Origin of the sequence: Rickettsia endosymbiont of Ixodes scapularis, from assembly GCF_000160735.1 — a bacterium.
Classification (GTDB): Bacteria; Pseudomonadota; Alphaproteobacteria; order Rickettsiales; family Rickettsiaceae; genus Rickettsia; species Rickettsia tamurae.
The window spans coordinates 614,599-640,209 of sequence record NZ_CM000770.1; the positions used below are offsets into that span (position 1 = coordinate 614,599).

Sequence of the window (25,611 nt, forward strand, 5' to 3'; positions counted from 1 at the left end):
GATACAAGATACCGTGGTCAAGCCACAGTATGACATTAAATAACAAAGAACTCTCTTCTTTACAGCTTAAAGATTAGTTATTATACTGTGCTTTTATTATTTAAATAAATTATTTAAAATGAATATTCATGAATATCAAGCAAAAGAAATTTTAAGAAAATACGGCGTACCTACTTCCACCGGGCTAGTTGTTACGAAAACCGAAAGGATTAATGAAACCATAGATAAATTAAATACGGAAGTATATGTGGTTAAAGCACAAATACATGCCGGCGGTAGAGGTAAAGCAGGCGGTGTTAAGGTTGTTAAGAGTAAAGAAGAAGCCAAAAAAGTTGCTCATGACATGTTTGGTATTAATTTAGTAACGCATCAAACAGGGCCTCAAGGACAAAAAGTAAACCGTCTTTATATCGAATCAGGTTGTGATATTTTAAAAGAATATTATTTCAGTATAGTATTTGATAGATCGGCTAGCTGTATTACTTTCATAGCTTCTACTGAAGGAGGAGTTGATATTGAAGAAGTAGCAGAAAAAACTCCGGAAAAAATTATTAAATTTTCCGTTGATCCTGCAACCGGTTTACAAGATTTTCATATGCGAGGCATAGCTTATGAGTTAGGCTTAAAGGATAACCAAGTCAAACAGATGAAAGAAATAGTAAAATCAGTCTATAATGCTTTTATTGAAACCGATGCAGCACAAATTGAAATCAACCCGTTAATTGTAAATAGTGACGGGAACTTATTAGCTTTAGATGCAAAAATTACTTTTGACGATAATGGCTTATTTAAGCATCCGAATATTACGGCAATGCGTGATCACGATGAGGAAGATCCTTTAGAAACTAGAGCAGCAAATGCAGGACTTAGCTATGTAAAAATGGACGGTAATATCGGCTGTATGGTTAACGGGGCCGGTCTTGCCATGGCTACTATGGATATTATTAAACTTTACGGTGCTTCGCCTGCTAATTTCTTGGATGTCGGTGGCGGGGCCGATCGTGAGCGTGTAAAAGAAGCTTTAAAAATAATTCTATCCGATAAAGAAGTACAAGGGATTTTAGTTAATATTTTCGGCGGTATCATGCGTTGTGATATTATAGCCGAAGGAATTATTGCAGCTGCAAAAGAAATAGGCATAAAAGTACCGTTAGTGGTTCGTTTAGCCGGTACAAACGTTGAAAAAGGCAAAGAAATTTTATCAAATTCCGGTTTAGAAATAATACCGGCACATGATTTAGCAGATGCTGCAAGCAAGATAGTTGAAGCGATAAAGTAATACTGCTTGTATTTCAAGAATTGAATTTCATTTTATCAAGGACTCGTGATGCTCACGTACTATATGTACGCTCCGCTCACTCGCCTATCAAAATAAAATTCAATTCTTGAAATACAAGCAGTATTAAATACAACAAATTTTTAAAATAGCGTATTAAAAATGGCAATATTAATAAATAAAAAAACAAAAGTTATCTGTCAGGGTTTTACTGGTTCACAAGGAACTTTTCACTCTGAACAAGCGATAGCTTATGGCACTAACATGGTTGGTGGTGTTACACCTGGCAAAGGCGGTCATACTCACCTTGATTTACCTGTATATAATACCGTACATGAAGCAAAAGCAAAAACCGGTGCAAATGCGAGCGTTATATATGTTCCGCCCGGCTTTGCCGCTGATTCGATATTAGAAGCAATCGATGCCGAAATTGAAGTAGTAGTATGTATAACGGAAGGAATTCCGGTACTTGATATGGTAAAAGTAAAACGTGCTTTAGTCGGCTCTAAAACTAGATTAATCGGTCCTAACTGCCCTGGGGTTATCACACCGGGTGAATGTAAAATCGGTATTATGCCTGGGCATATTCATAAAAGAGGGACGATAGGTATTGTTTCAAGATCAGGTACTCTAACTTATGAAGCAGTAGCACAGACAACAGCAGTAGGACTTGGACAATCTACGTGTGTCGGTATAGGCGGCGATCCTGTTAACGATACTAATTTTGTTGATTGTATTGAAATGTTTTTGAAAGATGATGAGACAAAAGCAATTATTATGATTGGTGAAATTGGCGGTAATGCGGAAGAAGATGCAGCTGAGTTTATCAAACAATCAAAAATCAAGAAGCCTATTGTTAGCTTTATTGCAGGTATTACAGCACCTCCAGGTAAAAGAATGGGACATGCCGGAGCTATTATTGCCGGAGGAAAAGGAAGTGCCGAAGATAAGCTTGAAGCTCTACAAAGTGCCGGCGTAACTATTACTAGATCCCCTGCCGATATCGGTAAAACTATGCTGGATTTACTGAATAAAGGCTAAATTCGTCATTGCAAGGAAAGTACGTAAGTAATTGATGAAGCAATCTCAGGATGCTTGACAAGATTGCCACGCTCCTTGCAGTCGCTCGCAAGGAGCGTGGCAATCTAGAAAAAATAATAAAATTCTGATTTACAGAATTTTATACTGGATTGCTTCGTTAAAACTTACAGTTTTTCCTCGCAATGACAGAAAAACCGATCTACGCAACAATTCTTAAGAACTCTTATTATCCCTAATTTTTTTAACTATATTTAGTAATTGTGGGAAATCTATTAACCCAGGTATTAATTTTGAATCAATTATATACGCAGGTACTCCTTGGATTCTAAGGCTTCTAGCTATTTTCATATTTTGAGTAATTAAATCTTTAATCTCATTGCTATCGGTAATTTCTTCAATTTCCGTAGCATTTAAGCCATTCTCGGTTAATAATTCTTTTATAGATTCCTTAGAAACATCTCTTATTTTTATTAATTCATCATGAACGACTTTAAATTTACTTGGATTGACCTTATAAACGGCTAAAACTATTCTTGCAAGATATTCGGAAGCATCTCCAAGGATAGGAAGCGGTCGTAATATAACTTTAACTTTTGGATCATTTTGCAATAATTCATTTATAGAAACATCACCTTTTTTACAATAAGAACAATTATAATCATAAAAAGCAATTATTGTTACATCACCGTCTTTATTTCCTATAACAGGAAAGCTTGTGCTATCCTCAATACCTAACTTATTATCTTTTAGATAGTTATTAACTTTAGTCTCATTTTCCTGTACTTCACGTTTTTGCAACCCTTCTATTGATTCTATTATTATTTCCGGAGTTTTAAGCAAATAATCTTTGATTATTTCTTGGACTCTTTCCTCTTCACATTTCCTTGCATCCTCGCTTTGTTTAACCTCAACGGAAACCGGATTTGTAGAATAAGTTTTCATTGTTTTGAAAACAAATAAAACTCCTATCACAACTACAAATATAACCAATATTTTACCTATAATATGCTGCATAAATACCTTTTTAAAAATTCTAGATTGTTTTTACTTTATTTCAAGAAAGCTGGTTCAATGTCATCTAGTTCGGTTATTTGTTGCATGGATCATGGATAGGTTTTTCCGTATCGATATTAAAGTTTATTTTTCTGGATCCCGTGGTCAAGCCACGGGATGACACCGAATACGTCGAACCCACACAACAAAATCCATTACTTCTGTCTTATTAATCTGCTCTGATCTCTTTTCCAGTCTTTTTCTTTAATTGACTCTCTTTTATCATGTAATTTCTTACCTTTAGCAATACCAAGTTCAACTTTCACTTTATTTTTTTTATTAAAATACATAGAAAGAGCTACTAGCGTATAGCCTTTTATTCTAATTCTACCGATAATTTTCTTTATCTCTTTAGTATGCAACAATAATTTCCGCGGTCTACGAGTAGAATGATTAAATCTATTCGCTTTTTCATATTCTGTAATATGGCAGTTATACAAAAATACCTCATGTCCGGTATCTGCCGCATGACTTTCTTCTATAGAAGCTTTGCCTTGACGCAGAGACTGTACTTCACTACCCTTTAATACAATACCCGCTTCTAATCTTTCTTCAATAAAATAATTAAAAAGGGCTTTCTTATTTTGTGCAATAACTTTCTTATATTCGGTCATATTTTTATGGATAGTGATGTTATGATGTTTTCAATTTGTTTTTTAGCACTATCACTTGCTTCAGTTAATGGGAGTCTAATTTCATTTTCACATAAACCTAAATAATGTGCAGCATATTTTATTGGAATCGGATTAGATTCTACAAATAATGCTTTATATAAAGGCAGTAATTTCTGATGGATTCCTAATGCTCCTTTAGTATCATTCTTATACCACTTCTCTAATAGCTCTTTACATATATTGGGAGCAATATTAGAAGCTACGGAAGTCCACCCTACCCCACCTTGAGCGTTAAAAGCTAAGACTACTTCATCATTACCGGTTAAAATGTTGAAATCCTCTTTAACTATTGCTCTAATCCGCAATGGACGTTCTAAATCTACGCCACAATCTTTTAATGCTAAAATACGCAGTAGCTTGCTAAGTTTCAATATTGTCTCATCAGAAAAATCTACTCCGCTTCTAGTTGGAGCTGAATATAACATAATAGGTAGATTACACGCTTCATGCAATGCTTCAAAATGCTTATAAATCCCGTGTTGGGTAGGTTTTACATAAGATGGCGGACTAGCCATAAAACCATCTACACCGATTTTTGTAGATTCCGCTGCAAGTTCTCGTGCATAAGCAGTATTATTTGATGAACACCCGCTTATTATAGGAATACGCTTATTAACGATTTCTACGCTAGTTTGCAGTAATAATTTATACTCTTCAAAGCTTAAACTACTACCTTCTCCGGTTGAGCCTGCAATTAATACTGCATCGACTTCATGCTTTATTTGATATTTTAAAATTCTCTCTAAAGCATATAAGTCTAACTTATTATCTTTAAAAGGTGTTATAAGTGCGGTAATTAAACCTTTAAATATGTTATGCATGATTTTTTTGATTTTAATTGTTTAGCTTATTAAATCGTCATTGCGAGAAGAATTACGTAGTAATTCGACGAAGCAATCTCAGGAGTTTGTTATTATTTGATGAGATTGCCACGCAGTCTACGACTGCTCGCAATGACGACTCGGTATCCACGCACGGGCAATACCTCCTCGCAATGACGTTTCTTCTACTCCCTAACAACACGCCCATACTCTTCTTTCAAACGATCTGCAATTTGATGATCATCGAAAGTAATTTTTTTATTGCCTAAATCTATAGAATCAATATTTTGTACCTCGATTGCCGTGCCTGTAACAAAGCATCCGGTAAAATCCTCTATTTGCTCTAATTTTAAACGTTCTTCTTTTACTTCTAGACCTAAATCTTTTGCAATTTCAATAATAGTCTGTCTTGTTATACCGTTTAAAAACCTATCAGCAATTGGAGTATATAATGTTTTATCTTTAACAAAGAAAATATTTGTTGTAGTGCATTCAGCGATATACCCTTCATAATCAAGTAATAATGCATCATCATAGCCAAGAGCTTTAGCTTCTTTTTTACTCGTTATTGCCATATTATATTGAGCGGCGGATTTAGATTGTACCGGCGTGCTATCAGGCATTGCTTTACGCCAGTGGCTTACATGCAAATTTATACCTTTCTCAAAAGACCTCGGCATAGATGGAATACCGGCAATCAAAAGATTAGTAGATAAATACTGATTAGTGATATTTAGCGACTCGTCTCCACTCCAAATAAGCGGTCTTATATATGCATCCTTAATATTATTTTGTTTTATTACAAGTTCATGAGCTTCCATAATCTCATCAACATTATACGGTACTTTCAAACCTAATGCTTCTGCTGATTTTATTAATCTTTCCGTATGTTCTTTTAGTTTAAAAACTTTGCCGTTATAAGCTCTCTCACCCTCAAATACCGATCCTGAATAATGCAGACTATGAGTTAAAACATGAATCCTTGCAAATTGATAAGGAACTAAATCACCGTTAATCCAAACATGCCAAAAAATTTGCTCTAGTTTTATCATTGTCATTAACCTATATTTATATTAAAGTATTGTCAATTATTGTCAATCGTCATTGCGAGTAGCGTTGTTGCGTGGATCGAAAAACGCATTTGGTGTCATACCGTGGCTTGACCACGGTATCCAAAAAACAATAAAAAATACTAAAATCATTAGTATTTTTAACTGGATCCCGTGATCAAGTCGCAGGATGACAACAGTGGAATTGATCCACGCAAGCAATACCGGCTTACAATGATAGAAAAGCTAATACCAATTTTAAACGAGTATGCATACATACAAAGCACATATTTTAATCGTTGATGATGATAGCAGAATATTAGCACTTTTAAAGCAGTTTTTAAATAAAAACGAGTTTTTAGTATCAACGGTAAGCTCAGTCATAGAAGCTAAAAATCTATTAAAAACTTCTAATTACGATTTAATTATTTTAGATGTTATGTTACCTGAAATAACAGGGCTTGATTTTGCTACTACTATAAGGGATGCCGGTAATAATATCCCTATAGTTATGCTTACTGCTTTATCGGAAGCCGATGACCGTGTTAAAGGACTTGAAGCCGGTGCCTCTGATTATATAACTAAACCTTTTGAACCGAGAGAATTATTACTTCGGATAAATAACTTAATCAATAATTATAATAACTTTAAAAAAGAAACGAATATAATTAAATTCGGTAATAATTTTTATAATTCCGATACAAAAGAATTTACCAAGAATAATCAAATTGTATCTCTTAGCTCTACTGAACAAAAATTACTTGAGATATTAATAAAAAATTCTGGTAAATCTACTAGTCGTTTTGAACTTTCAAAAATAATGGGAGGGCTTAGTATGCGTTCTATCGACGTACAAATTACAAGAATAAGAAGCAAAATAGAAGACAACCCAAAAGAACCGAAATATTTAAAAACCGTGCGTAATGAGGGCTATGCACTTTATATCTAAATTATTACAACATATTTCAAAGAGCTTCAGACAAGATGAATTTAAAAGCGAGCCTGCACAGCGTATAAAAATACGTGAACACAGGCGAGTCTTGAAAAATTCGCTTGTATCAAGTTCTTTGAAATATGCTTTACCGAGAACATTACTTGTACGGTTTATGTTTATTATAATCATTCCGATTTTAATAGGACAAATCGTTGCTATATTTTTGTTTTACGATCGTCATTGGTATAATGTTTCATATTATACTAGTACTATTATTATCAATGAAATAGAATCACTGATTAAAGAACATAGAAATAATTCAAGAGAGATAACCCATTTATCGGAAAATTATCTTAATTTATCTTATCAATTTCAGCTTAGTAAAAAGTTATCTATAAAACAACCTAAATTAAGTGAGCCTCTAACTATATTTAAAAATATTTTAGCTACAAAAATCCATGAAAAAAATATAGTTAAACTAAATAAAGAAAATAAAATTGAAGTATTTTTAGAATTAAAAGATGGAATATTATATATTACTTTTCCTGCAAAGTTACTACTTAATCCTACAGTATATATATTTGTTTTATGGATTATATCTTTAACAGTTATATTACTTTCTGTTTCTATTATTTTCTCCAAAAATCAAATTAAATCAATACTCACTCTTGCGGATAGCATGGATAAATTTGGTCAAGGTGTTTTAAAAGGCAAAAATTTCAAACCTTCAGGAGCCTTAGAAATAAGAAAAGCAGGGCTTGCTTTTTTAAAAATGAAAGCCCGTATAGAAAAACAAATTACTAAAAGAACCACTATGCTTGCTATGATTTCGCATGATCTTAGAACTCCTTTAACAAGAATGAAGCTACAACTTGAATTGATGGAAAAAAGCGAAGAAATCAAAGGGTTAAAACAAGATATATTAACTATGCAGCAAATGATAAATTCTTATTTAGATTTTGCTAAGGGTGAAAGTACAGAAGAATTTGAAGAAATTTTATTATTACCTTGGATGGAACATCTTTTAAACAAATGGTCACATGTAGATATTGAATTTATAAAATCTATTAACTTAGATAAACTAGAAGTACGAATTAAGCCGAATTCTTTTGAAAGAGCCTTGTCTAATTTAATCGGTAACGCTATAAAATATGGAACTAAAATTAAGATATCTTCAAAAGATAATTCATCTACCGTAGCTATAATTATTGAGGATAACGGTCCCGGTATAGATGATACGGAAAAACACCTTGTATTTAAACCGTTTTATAGATCGGATAAAGCAAGACAGCTTGATAATGCAAGTAACGTAGGACTTGGGCTTGCTATTACTAAAGAAATAATAAACGATCACAAAGGCTCTATTTATTTAGAAGATAGCAAGGATTTAGGCGGACTATCGGTAAGAATCGAAATACCTAAAATATAGCTTTTGTTTTCTCTGTCATCCCGTGATTTATTCACGGTATCCAGGAAAATAAACAAAAAAATAACATTATTAAGTTGTTATTCTGGATACCGTGGACAAGCCACGGTATTACATCAAGTACGTTTTTCGATCCATGCAGCAACATCTAAAATATAAAATAATGACTAACATAAAACATTTAGCAATAATAATGGATGGTAATGCTCGTTGGGCAGATCGGCATAACTTAACAAAATCTGAAGGGCATAAAGCAGGAGCCGATAAAATTCGTGAATTACTCCCTGAGTTTATTAATCTTGGCGTGCCGTACGTAACTTTATATACTTTCTCTTCCGAAAATTGGCAACGTTCAAGCACGGAAGTAGATTTCTTAATAAAATTATTAAGTATTTATTTAAAAAATGAATTAAACAATTTACATAAAAACGGCGTTAAAATAAAAGTAATAGGTAGGCTTAATTTATTAAGTAGCTCATTGCAAAAACAAATAAATAATGCTATAGAATTAACAAAAAATAATAATAAAATAACGCTTTGTATAGCTTTTAGTTATGGAAGTCGCCAAGAAATAGTTGATGCCTACACAAAAATTATTGCAAGCGGTAAAAAAGAAGTAAGTGAAAGCGATATACAACACGCTTTATATGATCCTGAAATGCCGGATGTAGATTTATTAATAAGACCGGGCGAGGTTTATCGCATCAGTAATTTCTTGCTTTGGCAAGCAGCTTATGCTGAATTATATTTCTCATCCAAATATTGGCCTGATTTTAATAAAGATGATATACTAGAAGCTATAAATGATTACTCAAAAAGGAAAAGAACATTTGGCAAAAGATAAACAAAATATATATTTAAGAATCCTGTCCGGTATAGTTTTAGTTCCGTTATTTGTTATAGCTATATTATGGTTTAAGCCTTTATTCTATATTCTAATGATAATAGTAGGTATGGGAATGTTAAGTGAATGGTATAATATGACCTATTCTTCTATTCCTTTTCTATTAATTGGGCTAATTATTATTCCGATTCCTATAAGCCTATTAATATTTTTAATTATGGAAGATACCAATAGATGGCTTATTATGCTTTATTTTTGCATAATTTGGTCGGTAGATACTTTCGCTATGATTGGCGGCAAAACTTTTAAAGGAGCAAAACTTGCTCCAAAAATCAGTCCTAAAAAAACTTGGAGCGGTTTAGTTACGGGAGTATTATCAGCAGGTTTAGTTGCGGTATTAGTTAGTTTTATACCAAACTTTCATATTGAAAATTACTATTTTTCAAATAAAATTTATTTGTTTATAATTAGTTGTATATTAGCATTAATAGCTCAATTAAGTGATTTATTTATTTCATATTTTAAGCGAAAATTTAATATTAAAGATAGCGGTCATATAATACCCGGTCATGGAGGAATACTAGACAGATTTGATAGTATTATTTTAACTGCTCCGGTATTATTTCTTATGAATATATATTTATGATAATACATTTAAATAATCATTCTAAAAAAATAATTTTAAATATCTTTTTAGCTTTACTGCTTGGATATTTTGTTTTTCATTGCATATATGGTAACAAAGGGATTATTGCATATTTAAAAGTAAATAGGCAGCTTGAAAAAGCTTATGATGAACTAAAAGGCTTACGAGCAGAAAGAGTAGAACTTGAACATAACGTCAAATTACTCCGAACGGAATCGCTAAATAAAGATATGTTAGAAGAACAAGCAAAGAAAGTTTTAGGAGTAGCTGCTCCAAATGAGCAGGTGTTTACAATAAAAGACACACCTAGTCAAAGGTAGGTATCGTCATTGCAAGCAGGAGTTGTTGCGTGGATCGATAAAATCCACTGTGTCACCCTGTGGTCAAGCCACGGTATGACAGAGGTAAAATTGATACACGCAACAATGCCTTGCGAGCAGGCGTAGGCTGCGTGGCAATCTCATGAAATAATAACAAACTCCCGAGATTACTTCGTCAAAACTTGCAGCTTTTCCTCGCAATGACGGGAAAACGAACCACATAACAACATTATTGATTAAAAGGAATTAAAAATCATTTATGACTATAAAAATTTATCAAAACGACCTACCTAATAATTTTGAACTTGAAGGAGATCTAGCTATAGACACCGAGACAATGGGGCTAAATCTACATAGAGATAAACTATGTTTACTACAATTTAGTAACGGCAATGGTGAAGCTCATTTTGTTCATTTTACAAATCAAGATTATATAGCTCCTAATTTAAAAGCATTATTACTAGATAAAACTAGATGCAAGATATTTCATTTTGCTAGATTTGATCTAGCATTCATAAAAAAATATTTAAGTATAGATTTAGAAAATATCTTTTGTACTAAAATATCTTCAAAACTAGTTAGAACTTATACCGATAGTCATGGGCTTAACGATTTGTGCCGAGAATTGCTTAATATAAATATTTCAAAACAACAACAATCTTCCTATTGGGGTGCTGACAATTTATCTTCAGAACAAAAAGAATATGCAGCAAAAGATGTGCTTTATTTGCATCAGTTAAAAGATATTTTACAAAAAATGCTACTTAAAGAAAATAGATATGAACTTGCCCAAGATATTTTCCGTTTTTTACCGACAAGAGCTAATTTAGATTTACTCGGTTGGAATGAAATCGATATTTTTATGCATTAATTTAAATTAAGATAAGTTAATAAAAATATTAAATTATTAATATAATAATTGACTTCAGGTATAAAATCCTGCACTCTATTTAAGAGGCTAATTGATTTTTTTAAATTACTTAGCCTACAATAGACTTATTGCATAATGTAGCTAATAAGGAAGAATTTGAAGGAAACACAGAAGTGCTTACCTGCCACAGTGTACCTAAAAGTACGTGAGGATGCGAGTACCGGATTGACATACAAATTTACCCTTAGAAGCAAGTTATATAAAAAGTTTAATGTCCCCCTTCGGGGATAAGAAATCCCTCGCCTTCAGGTGAAGGGAAGATATAATGAAATTGCTTTAGCAATGAATTTATATCAAGAAACATGAGAAGTTATAGAAAGAATAGTCATAGTCAGTATGATTTAAAAGTACATCTTATATGGATACCAAAATATAGGAAGAGAGTATTGATAGGCAAAGTAGCGGAAAGGGCTAGAGATTTACTAAGGCAGATTTGTATGGAACATGAAGTATATATAATTTCAGGGAAAATATCATGTGATCACGTGCATATGTTTATCTCATATAAATCACAAATATCTCTTAGCAAGTTAGTACAGTATTTAAAAGGTAGTAGCTCAAGAATTTTATTGCAAGAATTTGCTCATTTAAGAAAACAATTTTGGGGCAATCATTTGTGGGCTAGGGGCTATATGGCGGTCAGTTCAGGTAATATAACTGATGAAATGATACAGCACTATATTGATGAACAGGAAGGTGAACCTGTGAATGATGATCGATTTCTAATCGATTCCACTTTATAACCCCTCAGCTTATAGCTGAGGGTTCTTTAGTTAATTAGTAACTAAAAAGGGGATCTTTATGACTAATAGAAAAAAATAGACGTGCTAGATTCAGAGTCAGATTTAAATTTAAATCTAAGTCTAGATAGTATAGCAAACCTCTGTTATCCTAGGGTTATAACTTGTGAAACAGAAGAAGATACTTTAAGTATTGATGGCGGTGTTTTTGCCGCATTTTGGTGGGCAGCCAATTATATAATAGATAAAGTATACTGTTCGTAAATGAAGGGTTGCAAAGATAGGAGAGATATTGTAGAGTTTAGGACATGATGAGTAAGAATGTATTGACAGAAGAACAAAGAGAAAAGTTGAAGGAACGTCATAAGACAGAACGAGACGGACGCATACGTGATCGTATTAAGGTAGTTTTGATGTATGGATGGGTATAGTAATGTAGAGATTGCTAAGGTACTACTCTTGAGCCATGAAGCGATAAGAAAACACATTGTTGATTATCAAAAAGCCAATAAGCTTTACCAATAATGGAGGTAGCACAAGCAAATTAAGTGATGGTGAGAGGGCAGAATTAGTGAGTCACCTAGAAGTAAATAATTATGTTTATGCTAAAGATATCATGCATCACATTGAGAACAAATATGGTGTGACATATACGATAACGGGAGTAACAAAATTACTATACAAACTGGGATTTGTGTACAAGAAGCCGAAAGTAGTAGCGGCTAAACTGGATTTTGACAAGCAAGAATTATTTAAGTTAAACTACAGTTTACTAAAAGGGAATCTTAGAGATAAGGAAGCCATATATTTTATGGATGGTGTTCATCCTCAGTATCAAGCAAGGGCAAGGTGTGGTTGGATAAGAAAGAACCAAAATAAGACCTTACCGACATTCAGTGGCTGGAGAAGAAAGCACATGATTGGTGCTATTAACCTAGCTGATTTACAGTTAGTAAGGACAGAGAACCCCAAAATAAATGGGGAGCAGATAGTTAATTTTCTACAAAGGTTGGAAGAGGAGAATAGTGACAAGGAAAGAATATATTTAATCTGTGACAATGCTAGTTACCACAAATCCAAGAAAGTTAAGGAATACCTAGTAAATAGTAACATAGAGCTAGTATTTTTGCCACCATATAGTCCAAATCTTAACCCAATTGAGAGATTATGGAAGTTTATGCACAGTATACAGTATTACAACTAATAATAAATTTTATCATAATTTTGAACAATTTTCGGAAGCAATAAACAAATTTTTCAGCAACATCGCCGATTATAAAGATAGGTTACGTACCTTAATAAACGATAATTTCCAAACTATTACCGTTAACCATTTCTGCAACTCTTCAGGTTAATTGAGTATATTAATGCCAATAACAGACAATATTTACTATTACCTTAGAGAAGATCTAGGGCATTATGAAACTTCATCTTATCAGAGTTATAAGGGTGCTTCAAATAGGTAACGCGAGTTTCGTATTAAGATGCCTAAATTATGGTTAATGAATATGCTATAATGCTTATCCTTTCAAGGTTTGTAAGAGGTGTGACAAGTTTTACAATTTAATAGTTATAGTCAAAAAAGACAATTTACTAAAAATTTATGCAGTTTTAAGTACATTTTATAACAAAAACAATATTACTAATATCCTCGTAACCCAGTTACTATCAGCTATTCAGTTCCTCTATTAATACGAAACTTGCATTAGGTACTTACCATAATAATTGCAGTAACTTTATAAATGAGACGAAGCATTATGACTCTTCATTAGATAAACATGAGCAGGTGGTTTTAGGTAATATAGCATAGGCAATTAAGATAGTGATATTAATAAAAGGATATGGTAAAGTAATTAGAAAATAGTTATGCCAAGTCCATATTCATATGATTTAAGAAAGGGAGTGATTCAATATATTGAGTCAGGGAAAAGAATAATAGAAGCAAGTCAAGTATTTAATATCAGCCGTAAAGTAATATATGATTGGAAGAAATTAAAGAAAGAAACAGGAGATGTTCAATTAAAAACTGGCTATCAAAAAGGGCATAGTCATAAAATAACAGATATGGAAGGATTTAAAAAATTTTTGGAATCTAATAAAGATAAAAGCAGTCGAGAGCTAGCCATCTTGTATCCTAGTAAAGTGTCAGCAAGAACTATAATAAACATGATTAGAAAAGTTGGTTACAGCTATAAAAAAACTTTTCTTCATCCCAAAAGAAATCATAAATTAAGAAATGAGTTTATAGAAAAGATAACCACCATAGACAAAGATAAACTAGTGTTTTTGGATGAATCAGGAATAGAAGATAATGCGTGTCGAGAACATGGCTGGAGCCCAAAAGGAGAAAGATGTTATGGTGAAAAAGTTTATCAGCACAAACACAGAATTAGTATGATTGCTGGCCTATTTAATAGCAATATTGTAGCACCTCTAATATTTGAAGGCAATTGTAATAAAGCTATTTTTGAGACGTATGTCAAGGATATACTCATTAAAGAATTAAGGGCAGGACAAGTCGTAGTAATGGATAATATTAATTTTCATAAAAACTCTAAGGTAAAAGAATTAATTGAATCGGTAGGGGCAAGTATTTTATTGAAGCTTTCTAAAATATGCTGTAACTTTTCAGAAACAACTTTAATGTCATAATTTTGTTTGAGAGTAAGGTAGGCGTTTTTAGAAAATTCTTTTGCTTTTATAGGGTTCTCTATTAGATAGACAATTTTTTCTGCTAAATCTTCGCTAGAGCCGGCTTTACAAATAAGCCCGTCTTGTAGGTGTGTTAGAATTTCTGCAGGTCCTTCAGTATCCGTACTAACGATAGGCACGCTTGCCTCCATTGCTTCAAGCACTATAATTCCAAACGGTTCATGAAGAGACGGTAAACAAAAAATATCTATTTGTTTAAAGAATTTATCTCTATCGTTAACCCATCCCGTAAATGATATTTGATCTTGTAAATTAAGTTTACGTGCTAAAGCAATTAAATTATCTTCTTCCTCGCCGCTTCCACCTATAACAGCTTGAATATCATATTTTTTTTCTTTTAAAATTTTTATAGCATTAATAAAAACATCAACACCTTTTTTAGCTACAAATCTTGCTAATACACCAATTACGATAGGTTTTCTATATGTTTTATTTGGAGTGAAGTCTTTAGCAATATTTATCATATTCGGTAGGATGCATATCCTAGATTCGGCAAAGTTATTTTTTAGTAAAAATTCTTTCATATGATGCGTCAAGGTAATAACAAAATCACATTTACGTAGTCCTTTTAAACTATAATTATGAGCGATACCGATTAATTTTATATTTTGTGATTTAGCAAATTTACTAAAATTTATTGCTCTATTACCGTGTGCTATAATTATATCGGGCTTAGTCTTATGAATTATATATTTAAGAATAAGTACCGAGAGTAAATCAAACGGTACTATATTAGGTAGTTTTAAGTTTTGTTTGTGTAGAAAGGAATTTATTTTTGCCTTGTAAGAAGTGATATTTATAACCTCAATTTTTTGCATCCCAAGAGCTGTGTTATAATCTAAAAATGCTTGTTGAATGCCGCCAAGGTCATGACTTAGCATAATATTAAGGATCTTCATTACTTTAATTGTTCGATTTCTTTTTCTGTTAAACCGGTAAAATCTATAATTTCATCTAAAGATTTATTTTTTGCTAGCATTTTTTTAGCTATAGAAATTTTTTGTCTTGCTTCTCCTCTGGCTTCCCCTTTAGCTTCAGCATCCATAATTTTCTGCCCTTCTACGGCTAGATTATCCATTTCGGTTTTTATCATTTTTTCCTTACTACATGACAATTTTTAGAGATGTAAGGACTAAAGGATTGAATTTTGCTGATAATTCATGATGATAACGGGGAAAGAACTTGGTTTACATATGAAAGATCATTCCGCCCCTCTAGTCGAATTATTACAAAAACATATTTCGCTTAATTTATCAAGAGCAAAATGTTTAGGATTATTTATCATTTCAATGCTTAACAGCATGACAGTAAACATGTCATTGTTATGCAATAGAATGCCGTCTGGGATTAAAGCAGCTTCATGGTATAGAAGGATGCAAAGATTTATCTCTGAAATCTCAATATCATGGAGAGTATTACCTGTTATGTTAGTCATGATGACTGGGTTTGAGCAGGAGCAAAAATGGTTATTGTGTTTAGATAGAACGAATTGGAAATTTGCTTACTACATGACAATTTTTCATTTTATCATCTTTGGATATTGGAATATCAAGGACAACAGCTGTATCCAACGTACTAATTGAGTAGAAATATTATACAAGATATTAACCAATGTATCTAATCCAACACGAAATATACTATTTTGCCTATAACCATGTTTTTTAATAACTATTGGTTTATCTAAAACTATAATCTCTCCAGTTTGATAAGCTAGGCAAAATGCAATAGACAATATTTGCATCAATGTATCTAATCGTAAATCATTAGTAATATGAGTTGCTTCACAGTTGAATCCTGCTGATTTAAAAGCTTTGAACATTGTTTCAATTTGCCATCTTTGAGCATATATCTCAGCAGGATTTTTGATCTCATCACTATGTATTAAGACTGCAAGTTCACTCTTCTTATTTCTGATCCCTACTACATTAAATATTTCACCTTTTGTATCAATTCTACGTTGTGACAAACTCACATGCGATCCTATGGCTAGAGGGCGAAATAACTCTTGTATTTTAACCATTTTTCCCCTTGCATTACTGATATATTGTCTATTTTCTCTAACTCGAAAAACGTATCTTATTTGATTTGTTCTAAGCCAAGAGAGCCATTCCTTACCTATAAATTCTCTATCAGCGGTTAATGCTTCAATGCGGTTTTTGTCAAAAACTTCTAAAAAACACTCCATCAGATCAATACGCTCAATATAATCAGAGTTACCACACTTTTTATCACTTAGAAAATTCCAAAAAGGGGGATCGCTATACCATGAAAACTGACAGCTAAATATAAAATATTTATATGTCGTTTACCAAATTTCCAATTCGTTCTATCTAAACACAATACCCATTTTTGCTCCTGCTCAAACCCAGTCATCATGACTAACATAACAGGTAATACTCTCCATGATATTGAGATTTCAGAGATAAATCTTTGCATCCTTCTATACCATGAAGCTGCTTTAATCCCAGACGGCATTCTATTGCATAACAATGACATGTTTACTGTCCTGCTGTTAAGCATTGAAATGATAAATAATCCTAAACATTTTGCTCTTGATAAATTAAGCGAAATATGTTTTTGTAATAATTCGACTAGAGGGGCGGAATGATCTTTCATATGTAAACCAAGTTCTTTCCCCGTTATCATCATGAATTATCAGCAAAATTCAATCCTTTAGTCCTTACATCTCTAAAAATTGTCATGTAGTAAGCATTTTTTCATAAATATTTAACTCTTCTTCAGACCAACTAGCTTGATCCAAAGCATAAAAAGCTTTTTTAATAATAAAATCATGACCTATCAAATTCTCCATTTCTTCTAGAGTGCTTTCATGTGCATGTTTAAAGAAATATGCCCATTTTTCTTGAAGGTTCTCTAATTGATCTAATTCTTTATTAAATTTCTCAAGCTCTAAAAAGATAAAATAAAAATCTTGCAGGTCGTTCTCATAAGTTTTAGTATCAAGTAATCTATGATCTGATCTCCAATCTTTTTTATCGAGAAATAAAATAAAATCGGCAATAGCTAAGAATATTACTCCTCGAAGTTTTGCATATACTGCCATTTTTTATGATCTTCATCTTCTTTTATTATTTGTCTTGAATAGGCCTTTGCTGCATAAAGCTGAGCTCGTTTTTCAAAACCTGTATGTTTGCTGACCTGCATCTCTACAATAAATTGAGTACCGTATTTATCTCTACATAATACATCAACTATAGATTGTCTATAAGCAGCGATATCGGGATCTTGGATTGTTTTTAAAAAAGTAACTTCGGTAATTACTTCTTTTCCCGTATAACCTAAAATGTCATTTAGAAAATGAATAAGTATATCCTTATTTTTCCCGTACCGAAAATTTTTAAAAATGCATAGTTATTTTTAAGGTCTAAGAAATGTAAATTAGCATAATAGTCTATATTTTTATATATCACCACTTACATTATAGCAAATTCCAAGAAATTTGCTATAATACAATTTCCTAATATGTAAAACATTATGATTAGTAAAATTAATTTTGTAAAAATGCATGGTCTCGGTAATGATTTTGTTATTGTTAACAAACGAGATTTATCAAGTTCACATGATTTATCGCAGTTAGCAAAAAATATGGCTGATCGTCATACGGGTATAGGTTGTGATCAGTTTATTATTTATGAAGAGCATGATGATTTTTATGAGATGATTATCTATAATATAGACGGCTCTAGTGCTAAATTATGCGGTAATGCTACAAGATGTTTAGCCAAGTTAATTTATCTTGATACGGGAAAGAAAGATATTACCGTAATGGTAGGCAATAAAAATTTGCTATGTAATGTTAATGATGAAAATAATATTAGCGTTAATGTAGGAAGCGTTAGTTTTAATGAAGCTTGGATGCCAAGCCGTGATAGAATTTGGGAATTTGCAGAGCGTTATATGATTGATTTAAAGGAAACTATTTGCGTTGATATAGGTAATCCGCATTTGGTTATTTTTAGTAAGTTAGAACCTCAAGATCAAAAAATTGTCGGTGAAAAATTGCAGGCTAAGGAATTATTCGCAGATGGGGTAAACGTTAATTTTGCTGAAGTAAAAGATAATAAAATCTATTTATCTGTTTGGGAGCAGGGGGTAGGGTTAACGCTTGCTTGCGGAAGCGGAGCTTGTGGTAGTTTTGCTGCCGGTTTAAAGCTCGGTTTTATCCATTCACCAAGTACGGTAGTATTTAAGCACGGTAACCTTACTATGAAAGAAGAAAACGGTAATATAATAATGCAAGGGGCAGCTACGCTTGTAGCACGTGGGGAATATTATTGTGAGCAATAATTTAAGACAAGAAGTAGTAACATTTGGCTGTAGACTTAATATTTATGAAAGTGAGATAATACGAAAAAACTTGGAATTGTCGGGTATCGATAATGTGGCAATATTCAATACTTGTGCGGTAACTAAAGCAGCTGAGAAACAAGCAAGACAAGCTATCTGCAAGGCTAAAAAAAATAATCCTGATTTAAAAATTATTGTTACCGGCTGTAGCGCTCAAACAAGTCCGCAAATGTACGGTAATATGCCGGAAGTTGACAAAGTTATAGGTAATGAAGAGAAGTTATTACCTAATTACTACCAAATTACCGATGAAAAAATAACAGTTAACGATATAATGTCGGTGAAAGAGACGGCAAGTCATTTAGTAAGTAGCTTTGACGGTAAATCTCGTGCTTTTATTCAGGTACAAAACGGTTGTGATCATTTTTGTACTTTCTGTATTATCCCTTACGGTAGAGGTAAAAGTAGATCAGTAGCAATAGGAGCTATAGCAGAGCAGGTAAAGCATTTAGTATTAAACGGCTTTAAAGAAGTAGTTTTTACCGGTGTCGATGTTACGGCTTACGGTAGTGATTTGCCGGGAAGTCCAACATTCGCACAAATGATTAAACGAGTTTTGAATTTAGTCCCTGAATTAAAGAGGCTTAGATTATCTTCGATAGATGTGGCTGAAATAGATGATGAACTTTTTGAGCTTATAGCTTATAGTGAAAGGATAATGCCGCATTTTCATATTAGCTTGCAAGCAGGCGACGATATGATATTAAAACGTATGAAAAGACGCCATAATAGAGCAAACGTAATAGAGTTTTGTCGAAAGCTGCGGGCAATAAGACCGGAAGTATCGTTTGGTGCGGATATTATAGCCGGTTTCCCGACGGAAACCCCTGAAATGTTTGAAAATACAAGAAAATTAATTTCAGAAGCGGAATTACAATATTTACATGTTTTCCCTTATTCGGAAAGAGAAGGGACGCCTGCAGCACGTATGCCGCAAGTACCTAAAAATATAAGAAAAGAAAGGGCGGAAATTTTAAGGCAAGAAGGGCAAAATCAGTTGACCGAATTCTTTAAAAAACATATAGGGCAGAAAGTGGAGTTATTAGTAGAGAATAATAATATTGCTCATACCGAGAATTTTATTCCGGTAAAGCTAGATAAACCTTTAGAAATAGGGCAGATATTTAAAGCGAAGTTGGTGGGGATAGAAGAGGGGTATATGAGGTGCGTTGTCATTCCCTCATGAGGTTTGCTTGCGTCGATCAAAAAACGTTTTCAGTGTCATCCTGTGGACAAGCCACGGGATAACAGTTTTAACATAAAATAAAGAAAATCATGGAAAATATAGAAACAATATTAAGGCTTGCTGAGGAAAAAATCTTATTAGTACAAAGCTTAAAAGATCTGCAAGAATATAAAGTAGAATTTTTAGGCAAAAACGGTATAGTGACCGGTGAGCTTGAAAAATTAGGTAGTTTAAATGAACAGGAACGTAAAGAATTTGGCTTAAAAATCAATAAATTAAAAGATAAAATACAGAATATAATAAAAGCAAAAGAAGAAATTTTAGAGGAGCAGGAACTAAATTTTAAACTTGCTGCCGATAAAATTGATTTAACAATCCCTGCAAGAAGATATAAACAAGGTTCTATTCATCCAATAACACAATGTAGTGAGGAGTTAATACAAGTATTTTCGCAGTTTGGTTTTACTATAGAAAACGGACCGAATATCGAGAATGATTTTCATAATTTTACCGCTCTCAATTTTGAAGATGATCATCCCGCAAGGCAAATGCATGATACTTTTTATTTGAAAGGTCAGGAAAATAATAAGCCGCTGTTATTACGTACTCATACCTCAACAGTGCAGATTAGAGCTATGAAAAACGGCAAACCGCCTTTTAGGTTTATAGCACCGGGTAGGACTTATAGATCGGATTTGGATATGACGCATACGCCGATGTTCCACCAAATAGAAGGGCTTGTTATTGATAAAAATATCAATATGGGACATTTAAAATATGTTATCACGGAATTTATAAAAAGCTTTTTTGAAAATTCTAATATTGAATTACGTTTTAGACCCAGTTTTTTTCCATTTACCGAACCTTCTGCTGAAGTTGATATTCGGATGAATAAAAATGATAAATGGCTTGAGGTGCTAGGGTGCGGGATGGTTCATCCAAACGTACTTAAGAATGTTGGAATCGATAGCAGTGAGTATCAAGGCTTTGCTTTTGGGCTTGGAATAGAGCGTTTTGCGATGCTAAAATATAATATTAAAGATTTAAGACAATTTTTTGAAGGTGATATGCGTTGGCTTAGACATTATAACTTTACCTCATTTGATATACCGAATTTAGCAATGGGGTTAACAAAATGAAATTTACTTTATCATGGTTAAAACAATTTTTAGAGACATCGGCTTCGGTTATTGAAATTGCCGAGGCCCTGACAGCTATAGGCCTTGAAGTAGAAGAGGTGATAGATAAGGCAGGGGAGTTACAAAAATTTGAAGTAGCATATATAGCAAGTACTAAACCTCACCCGTCAGCTGATAAATTAAAGCTTTGTGATGTTGAGACTAAAAGCGGTATGCTACAAATAGTTTGTGGTGCGAGTAATGCAAGAGCAGGTATAAAAGTAGTACTTGCAAATATCGGAATAGAAATACCAAACGGTAAATTTAAGATTAAGGAATCTGTTATTAGAGGCAAAAAAAGCTGTGGTATGCTTTGCTCTGAAGAGGAATTACTGCTAGCTTCAGAGTCTGAAGGGATTATAGAGCTACCTGAAGATGCTGCGGTTGGAGAGAATTTTACTAAATATTACGGTTTAGATGATCCGGTATTTATTATTAACGTTACTCCTAACCGAGGTGATGCACTTGGAGTTTATGGCATTGCAAGAGATTTAGCAGCTAAAGGAATAGGAATACTTAAAGAGCTAGAAATTTCGGAAATAAAGAGTACATTCATTTCTAAAATGAAGCTTAACGTGCAAGATAAAGAAGCCTGCCCGTTATTTACTTTTAGAGAAATAAGAAATTTAAAAAATAAACCAAGCCCTGATTGGTTACGGAAATTATTAAAAAATGTCGGGGTAAAAACTATTTCAAGCTTAGTGGATATAACAAATTATATTTCCTATAGCTTCGGGCAGCCTATGCATGCTTACGATGCGGATAGGATAAAAGGAGAGATTACTGTAGCACGTCATTGTAATCGTCATTGCGAGGAAAAACAATTGTCATCCCGCGGCTTGACTGTGGGATCCAATGAAATTACTAGTACTGTAAGTTGTTCTATGGATACCGTAGTCAAGCCACGGTATGACAAGGATGATGCAGTTACTTTCCACGCCCTAAACGGCAAAGAATATTTACTTACCAAAAATGATTTAGTTATAAAAGATGAAAGCGGTATTCAAGGTCTGGCTGGTGTCATTGGCGGGGCTGATAGTAGTTGTACTGATAGTACGAATAATATAATACTCGAAGCTGCTTGTTTTAATGCTAAAATGGTTGCAACTAGCGGGCGAAGATTCCAAATTGATACGGATGCTAGATATCGTAATGAGCGTAATATCGATAGAAATTTTACGGAAAAGGCTTTGGACATAGCAACTAATCTTATTTTGTCAATATGCGGAAACGGTGAAGTGTCGGAAGTAGTGAAAGTCGGTGAAAAAGAGTCACAAAAAAAATCTTTAGATTTTTCAGCATGCTATTTAGAAAAAATTACAGGAATTAAATTAAATCTCAAAGAGATAGAAGCTATGTTAAATAAACTAGGATTTATTACGAATGTTAAAGGTGAGATTATAAAGGTAATAGCTCCTTCTTGGCGTCACGATATAACTATTTTAGAAGATATAGCTGAAGAAATCGCTCGTATTTACGGCTATGATAAAATAGAGAGTATAAAATTACCCGAACTAGACCAAGATAATAATAAGCTAAGAGAGCATAAAAGAATATCTAGTTTTAAAAGGATATTAGCAAGCAAAGGCTATGATGAGGTAGTAACTAACTCTTTTATGAGTAGCGAAGATGCAAAGTTGTTTGCTGAATTAAAAGAAGAGTTATTTTTGCTTAATTCTATTAGCATAGGAGACAATTATATGCGTCCTACTATACTACCAAATTTGTTAAGTATAGTAAGTAAAAATCTAGCACGCTCTATAAAAGATATGGCTTTTTTTGAAGTTGGGCCGAGTTTTGTAGATTTAAATACGGAAGCAACTTATTTGACGGCAATTATAAGCGGTTCATATAATAATAAAAATCCTCATTCGCTTGGACGGGGCTATGATGTTTTTGATCTTAAAGGCGATTTAGAGCTGGTAGTTGATTATGCAGGACTATCTATAGATAAATGTATAGCAACAAATGGGGCAGCATTGCCACAATATTATCATCCAACCAGAGCAGTAAATATAGGGCTTGGTAAAAATTTATTAGGTCATTTTGGGCAGATACACCCTAAAATCTTGAAATATTACGATATTAATCAGGAAATATTCGCATTCGAGCTAAATATTACAAATTTGCCGTTGATAAAAGCTAAATTCGGTAAAAGAGACGAATTTGCAGTATCGGATTTTCAATCTAATTTTAGAGATTACGCATTTATTGTTGATCAAGATCATAGAGTCGGTGAAATAATATCATATATAAATAATTTTAATAAAAAGCTTGTCAAATCAGTTATATTATTTGATATTTATAGCGGTGATAAATTACCTGAAGGTAAAAAATCTATAGCGGTTAAAATAGAGCTACAAGCGGATGATCGGACGTTATCTGATACTGATTTAAATTCGTTCAGTAAAGATTTAATTGCTGCCATCTCGCAAAAATTTCAAGGAACATTAAGAGAATAACAATATGTTAAAATTAATAGTTGAAACAAAAACGTTAGTTCAGTCCCTAGGGTTTGCAAGTTCCGTTGTTGAAAAACGTAATGTAATACCTGAATATGCAAACATTAAATTATCGGCAAAAGACGGCAATCTGGAACTTAGTTCTACTAATATGGATTTGTACTTAAGTCAAAAAATAGCAGTACAGGTAGTAAGTGAAGGCGAACTTACCGTTTCTACGAAAACTCTAAATGATATAGTCCGAAAACTTCCGGATTCCGAACTTACATTAACAGATCTCGGTACAACGGGACTTGAGATCAAAGGAAAAAATTGTAAATTTAATTTATTTACTTTGCCGGTTAGTTCTTTTCCTGCAATGGATAGTATTAATCCTGAAGCAAGTTTTAAAATTTCCTGCACGGATTTTGCTAAAATAATCGAATCGACAAAATTTTCGATTTCTTTAGATGAAACTCGTTATAATTTAAACGGTGTTTATTTACACATAAAAGACAAAGAGTTTTGTTCAGCAAGTACCGATGGGCATAGACTTTCGATTTCATGGGTAACATTAGAAAAACAAATAAAGAATTTTGGAGTTATATTACCGCAAAAAAGTGCAGAGGAAATTTTAAAAATAGTTAAAGATCCTAAAAATATAAATGAAGATATAGAAATTTTATTAAGTAGCAATAAGATTAAGTTTATATGTAACGAAAATACTATTATGCTATCAAAGCTTATAGACGGTATTTTTCCTGATTATAGTGCTTTTATTCCGGAAAGCAGTAGCTCAAAATTAGTAATTAATCGAAAAATATTTGCAGATAGTATAGAAAGGATAGCGATAATAACCGTTGAAAAATTTAGAGCGGTAAAATTATCGTTATCTCGTGAAACCTTAGAGATTAGTGCCGTCGGTGAAGCAAGAGGTAACGCAAAAGAGGTTATTAATTCTTCACAAGATAAGGAAAGTTTTTATGAATATAATAGTGATGAGTCTTTAGCTATAGGCTTTAATCCGCAATATTTGGAAGATGTCTTAAAAGCAGTGAAATCGGATTTAGTAGAACTATATTTTTCAGATATTTCAGCACCGGTACTTATTAAATTTCCTGAGAATCCTAAAGATATTTTTGTCGTCATGCCTGTTAAGGTGTAGTCTTGTTACATGGATCAGTTTTCCCGTCATTGTGAGAAGGCATTGTTGCGTGGATCAATTTCACCTCTGTCATCCCGTGGTCGAGCCACGGTATGACACAGTGGGTTTTACCGGTCCACGCAAGAATGACATATTAGTTATGTTCAAATAATTTTTGACTAATAGCCAAAGCTTCTCTATTATTTCCCTCAAGCACACTAATTAAATATTGGTTATGAAGAAAATTATCGGATTATTTTTTGTAATTATACTTAGTGCAATAAGTACTAGTATCTTAGCAGATGATTATCCAAAAACAGAACGAGAGCAGAAATGGGACGAAGTAGGTTCTATAGCAGGTGAAGAAGGATTAGTTTTTAGACCGGGCAGGGTAAAAAACGAATCTACTAAAGCTGTAGGAGGCTCGGTTAATAAATATCTTTGGCAAGCAGCATTAGAGACTATAAGTTTTGCTCCTCTTGCATCAGCTGACTCAAACGGCGGCGTGATTATTACAGAATGGTATAGCCCACGCTCTAATCCTAATTTTCGATTTAAAATAAATATATTTATTAAAGACGATGTAATAAGCCCTGATTCAATTGAAGTGAAAGTATTTGAAGAAATGCTTAAAAATAAACAATGGGTACTTAATGAAAACACCTCAAATCTTGCTATCACGCTTGAAGATAAAATTTTAAGAAAAGCTAGAGATATATATATTAATAGTGCGAGGTAATAACAGTATTTCCGTCATTGCGAGGAAATTGCATAGCAATTGACTAAGCAATCTCAGGATATTTGATGAGATTGCCGCGTAGTCTACG

At 32.9% G+C, this 25,611-nt stretch carries 28 protein-coding genes and 2 pseudogenes; 20 read left to right on the plus strand and 10 right to left on the minus strand.

Annotation, left to right across the window (positions count from 1 at the left end; genetic code table 11):
* Positions 1-118 precede the first annotated feature (118 nt).
* Positions 119-1,279 carry an ADP-forming succinate--CoA ligase subunit beta gene (gene sucC, locus REIS_RS03155; protein ID WP_008579809.1) on the plus strand — a complete coding sequence of 387 codons (1,161 nt, stop codon included), beginning with the start codon at positions 119-121 and terminating at the stop codon, positions 1,277-1,279.
* 159 nt (positions 1,280-1,438) lie between these two features.
* Complete coding sequence (gene sucD / locus REIS_RS03160; protein ID WP_008579810.1) at positions 1,439-2,317, plus strand: succinate--CoA ligase subunit alpha; 879 nt, start codon at positions 1,439-1,441, stop codon at positions 2,315-2,317.
* Between the two features lie 213 nt (positions 2,318-2,530).
* Here the strand turns inward: sucD and REIS_RS03165 are convergent, their stop codons facing one another.
* The 4 genes from REIS_RS03165 to REIS_RS03180 form a co-directional block, all read right to left on the minus strand.
* Positions 2,531-3,331: a DsbA family protein gene (locus REIS_RS03165; protein WP_008579811.1), complete on the minus strand. Its 801-nt coding sequence runs from the start codon at positions 3,329-3,331 to the stop codon at positions 2,531-2,533.
* A 194-nt stretch (positions 3,332-3,525) separates the two neighbouring features.
* Entirely contained in the window at positions 3,526-3,984 is a 459-nt protein-coding gene (smpB, locus tag REIS_RS03170) for an SsrA-binding protein SmpB (protein WP_008579813.1), read from the minus strand.
* Complete coding sequence (gene dapA / locus REIS_RS03175) at positions 3,981-4,865, minus strand: 4-hydroxy-tetrahydrodipicolinate synthase (protein ID WP_008579814.1); 885 nt, start codon at positions 4,863-4,865, stop codon at positions 3,981-3,983. The genes smpB and dapA overlap by 4 nt, the downstream gene beginning before the upstream one ends.
* Positions 4,866-5,050: 185 nt before the next feature.
* Positions 5,051-5,923, minus strand: coding sequence for a branched-chain amino acid transaminase (locus REIS_RS03180; RefSeq protein ID WP_008579815.1), 873 nt, complete (start codon positions 5,921-5,923; stop codon positions 5,051-5,053).
* A gap of 259 nt (positions 5,924-6,182) precedes the next feature.
* Here REIS_RS03180 and REIS_RS03185 point away from each other — a divergent pair, with 259 nt between their 5' ends.
* From REIS_RS03185 to REIS_RS12350, 11 genes and pseudogenes are all read left to right on the plus strand, one after another.
* Complete coding sequence (locus REIS_RS03185) at positions 6,183-6,863, plus strand: response regulator transcription factor (protein WP_008579816.1); 681 nt, start codon at positions 6,183-6,185, stop codon at positions 6,861-6,863.
* Positions 6,847-8,277, plus strand: a complete 1,431-nt coding sequence (locus REIS_RS03190) for a palindromic element RPE3 domain-containing protein (protein WP_173400485.1) — start codon at positions 6,847-6,849, stop codon at positions 8,275-8,277. Before REIS_RS03185 ends, REIS_RS03190 begins: the two co-directional genes overlap by 17 nt.
* A gap of 133 nt (positions 8,278-8,410) precedes the next feature.
* Complete coding sequence (gene uppS, locus REIS_RS03195) at positions 8,411-9,118, plus strand: polyprenyl diphosphate synthase (protein WP_173400484.1); 708 nt, start codon at positions 8,411-8,413, stop codon at positions 9,116-9,118.
* Positions 9,078-9,764, plus strand: coding sequence for a phosphatidate cytidylyltransferase (locus tag REIS_RS03200; protein ID WP_008579819.1), 687 nt, complete (start codon positions 9,078-9,080; stop codon positions 9,762-9,764). Before uppS ends, REIS_RS03200 begins: the two co-directional genes overlap by 41 nt.
* The gene (locus tag REIS_RS03205; RefSeq protein ID WP_008579820.1) at positions 9,761-10,084 is read left to right on the plus strand and encodes an FtsB family cell division protein; all 324 of its coding nucleotides are present in this window, start codon (positions 9,761-9,763) and stop codon (positions 10,082-10,084) included. The genes REIS_RS03200 and REIS_RS03205 overlap by 4 nt, the downstream gene beginning before the upstream one ends.
* 259 nt (positions 10,085-10,343) lie before the next feature.
* Complete coding sequence (locus REIS_RS03210; RefSeq protein WP_008579822.1) at positions 10,344-10,955, plus strand: ribonuclease D; 612 nt, start codon at positions 10,344-10,346, stop codon at positions 10,953-10,955.
* 119 nt (positions 10,956-11,074) lie between these two features.
* Positions 11,075-11,229, plus strand: a pseudogene (locus tag REIS_RS15515) (palindromic element RPE1 domain-containing protein); the annotation flags it as partial.
* Between the two features lie 88 nt (positions 11,230-11,317).
* Positions 11,318-11,758, plus strand: coding sequence for an IS200/IS605 family transposase (gene tnpA / locus REIS_RS03215; RefSeq protein ID WP_008579210.1), 441 nt, complete (start codon positions 11,318-11,320; stop codon positions 11,756-11,758).
* A 75-nt stretch (positions 11,759-11,833) separates the two neighbouring features.
* Entirely contained in the window at positions 11,834-12,019 is a 186-nt protein-coding gene (locus tag REIS_RS03220) for a hypothetical protein (protein ID WP_338109805.1), read from the plus strand.
* A gap of 223 nt (positions 12,020-12,242) precedes the next feature.
* Positions 12,243-12,959 (plus strand): IS630 family transposase, encoded by a 717-nt coding sequence (locus REIS_RS03225; RefSeq protein WP_008579825.1) that lies wholly within the window; start codon positions 12,243-12,245, stop codon positions 12,957-12,959.
* Positions 12,960-13,621: 662 nt separating this feature from the next.
* A complete protein-coding gene (locus REIS_RS12350) occupies positions 13,622-14,407 on the plus strand; it encodes an IS630 family transposase (RefSeq protein WP_008579826.1) in 786 nt (261 codons plus the stop codon).
* Here REIS_RS12350 and REIS_RS03235 read toward each other — a convergent pair.
* Positions 14,299-15,366 (minus strand): glycosyltransferase family 4 protein, encoded by a 1,068-nt coding sequence (locus REIS_RS03235; RefSeq protein ID WP_008579827.1) that lies wholly within the window; start codon positions 15,364-15,366, stop codon positions 14,299-14,301. The genes REIS_RS12350 and REIS_RS03235 overlap by 109 nt on opposite strands.
* Positions 15,366-15,566 (minus strand): annotated as a pseudogene (locus REIS_RS03240) (hypothetical protein); the annotation flags it as partial. The gene REIS_RS03235 and the pseudogene REIS_RS03240, both read right to left, overlap by 1 nt.
* A 61-nt stretch (positions 15,567-15,627) precedes the next feature.
* On the opposite strand from REIS_RS03240, the gene REIS_RS12355 reads away from it, so the two are divergent.
* Positions 15,628-16,050: a hypothetical protein gene (locus tag REIS_RS12355; protein ID WP_040614706.1), complete on the plus strand. Its 423-nt coding sequence runs from the start codon at positions 15,628-15,630 to the stop codon at positions 16,048-16,050.
* On the opposite strand, the gene REIS_RS10990 is transcribed toward REIS_RS12355, so the two are convergent.
* From REIS_RS10990 to REIS_RS17070, 4 genes are read right to left on the minus strand one after another with little or no spacing between them, the layout of a single operon-like run.
* The gene (locus REIS_RS10990) at positions 15,987-16,754 is read right to left on the minus strand and encodes an IS4 family transposase (RefSeq protein ID WP_338109794.1); all 768 of its coding nucleotides are present in this window, start codon (positions 16,752-16,754) and stop codon (positions 15,987-15,989) included. The two genes, REIS_RS12355 and REIS_RS10990, sit on opposite strands and share 64 nt — an antisense overlap.
* Positions 16,700-17,116: a hypothetical protein gene (locus REIS_RS03250; protein ID WP_008579269.1), complete on the minus strand. Its 417-nt coding sequence runs from the start codon at positions 17,114-17,116 to the stop codon at positions 16,700-16,702. The genes REIS_RS10990 and REIS_RS03250 overlap by 55 nt, the downstream gene beginning before the upstream one ends.
* Before the next feature lie 49 nt (positions 17,117-17,165).
* Entirely contained in the window at positions 17,166-17,531 is a 366-nt protein-coding gene (locus REIS_RS17065) for a PD-(D/E)XK nuclease family transposase (protein WP_008579831.1), read from the minus strand.
* Entirely contained in the window at positions 17,501-17,833 is a 333-nt protein-coding gene (locus REIS_RS17070) for a PD-(D/E)XK nuclease family transposase (protein WP_081819078.1), read from the minus strand. The genes REIS_RS17065 and REIS_RS17070 overlap by 31 nt, the downstream gene beginning before the upstream one ends.
* Before the next feature lie 129 nt (positions 17,834-17,962).
* Between REIS_RS17070 and dapF the strand changes: the two genes are divergently transcribed.
* The 6 genes from dapF to REIS_RS03285 all read left to right on the plus strand — a co-directional run bounded on the left by dapF (position 17,963) and on the right by REIS_RS03285 (position 25,523).
* A complete protein-coding gene (gene dapF, locus REIS_RS03260; RefSeq protein WP_008579833.1) occupies positions 17,963-18,775 on the plus strand; it encodes a diaminopimelate epimerase in 813 nt (270 codons plus the stop codon).
* Positions 18,750-20,021, plus strand: coding sequence for a tRNA (N(6)-L-threonylcarbamoyladenosine(37)-C(2))-methylthiotransferase MtaB (gene mtaB / locus REIS_RS03265; protein WP_008579834.1), 1,272 nt, complete (start codon positions 18,750-18,752; stop codon positions 20,019-20,021). The genes dapF and mtaB overlap by 26 nt, the downstream gene beginning before the upstream one ends.
* Before the next feature lie 89 nt (positions 20,022-20,110).
* Positions 20,111-21,160 (plus strand): phenylalanine--tRNA ligase subunit alpha, encoded by a 1,050-nt coding sequence (gene pheS, locus REIS_RS03270; protein WP_008579835.1) that lies wholly within the window; start codon positions 20,111-20,113, stop codon positions 21,158-21,160.
* A complete protein-coding gene (pheT, locus tag REIS_RS03275; RefSeq protein WP_008579836.1) occupies positions 21,157-23,661 on the plus strand; it encodes a phenylalanine--tRNA ligase subunit beta in 2,505 nt (834 codons plus the stop codon). The genes pheS and pheT overlap by 4 nt, the downstream gene beginning before the upstream one ends.
* 4 nt (positions 23,662-23,665) lie before the next feature.
* Positions 23,666-24,805 (plus strand): DNA polymerase III subunit beta, encoded by a 1,140-nt coding sequence (gene dnaN, locus REIS_RS03280; protein WP_008579837.1) that lies wholly within the window; start codon positions 23,666-23,668, stop codon positions 24,803-24,805.
* Between the two features lie 214 nt (positions 24,806-25,019).
* Positions 25,020-25,523, plus strand: a complete 504-nt coding sequence (locus REIS_RS03285; RefSeq protein ID WP_008579838.1) for a DUF3576 domain-containing protein — start codon at positions 25,020-25,022, stop codon at positions 25,521-25,523.
* Positions 25,524-25,611 lie beyond the last annotated feature (88 nt).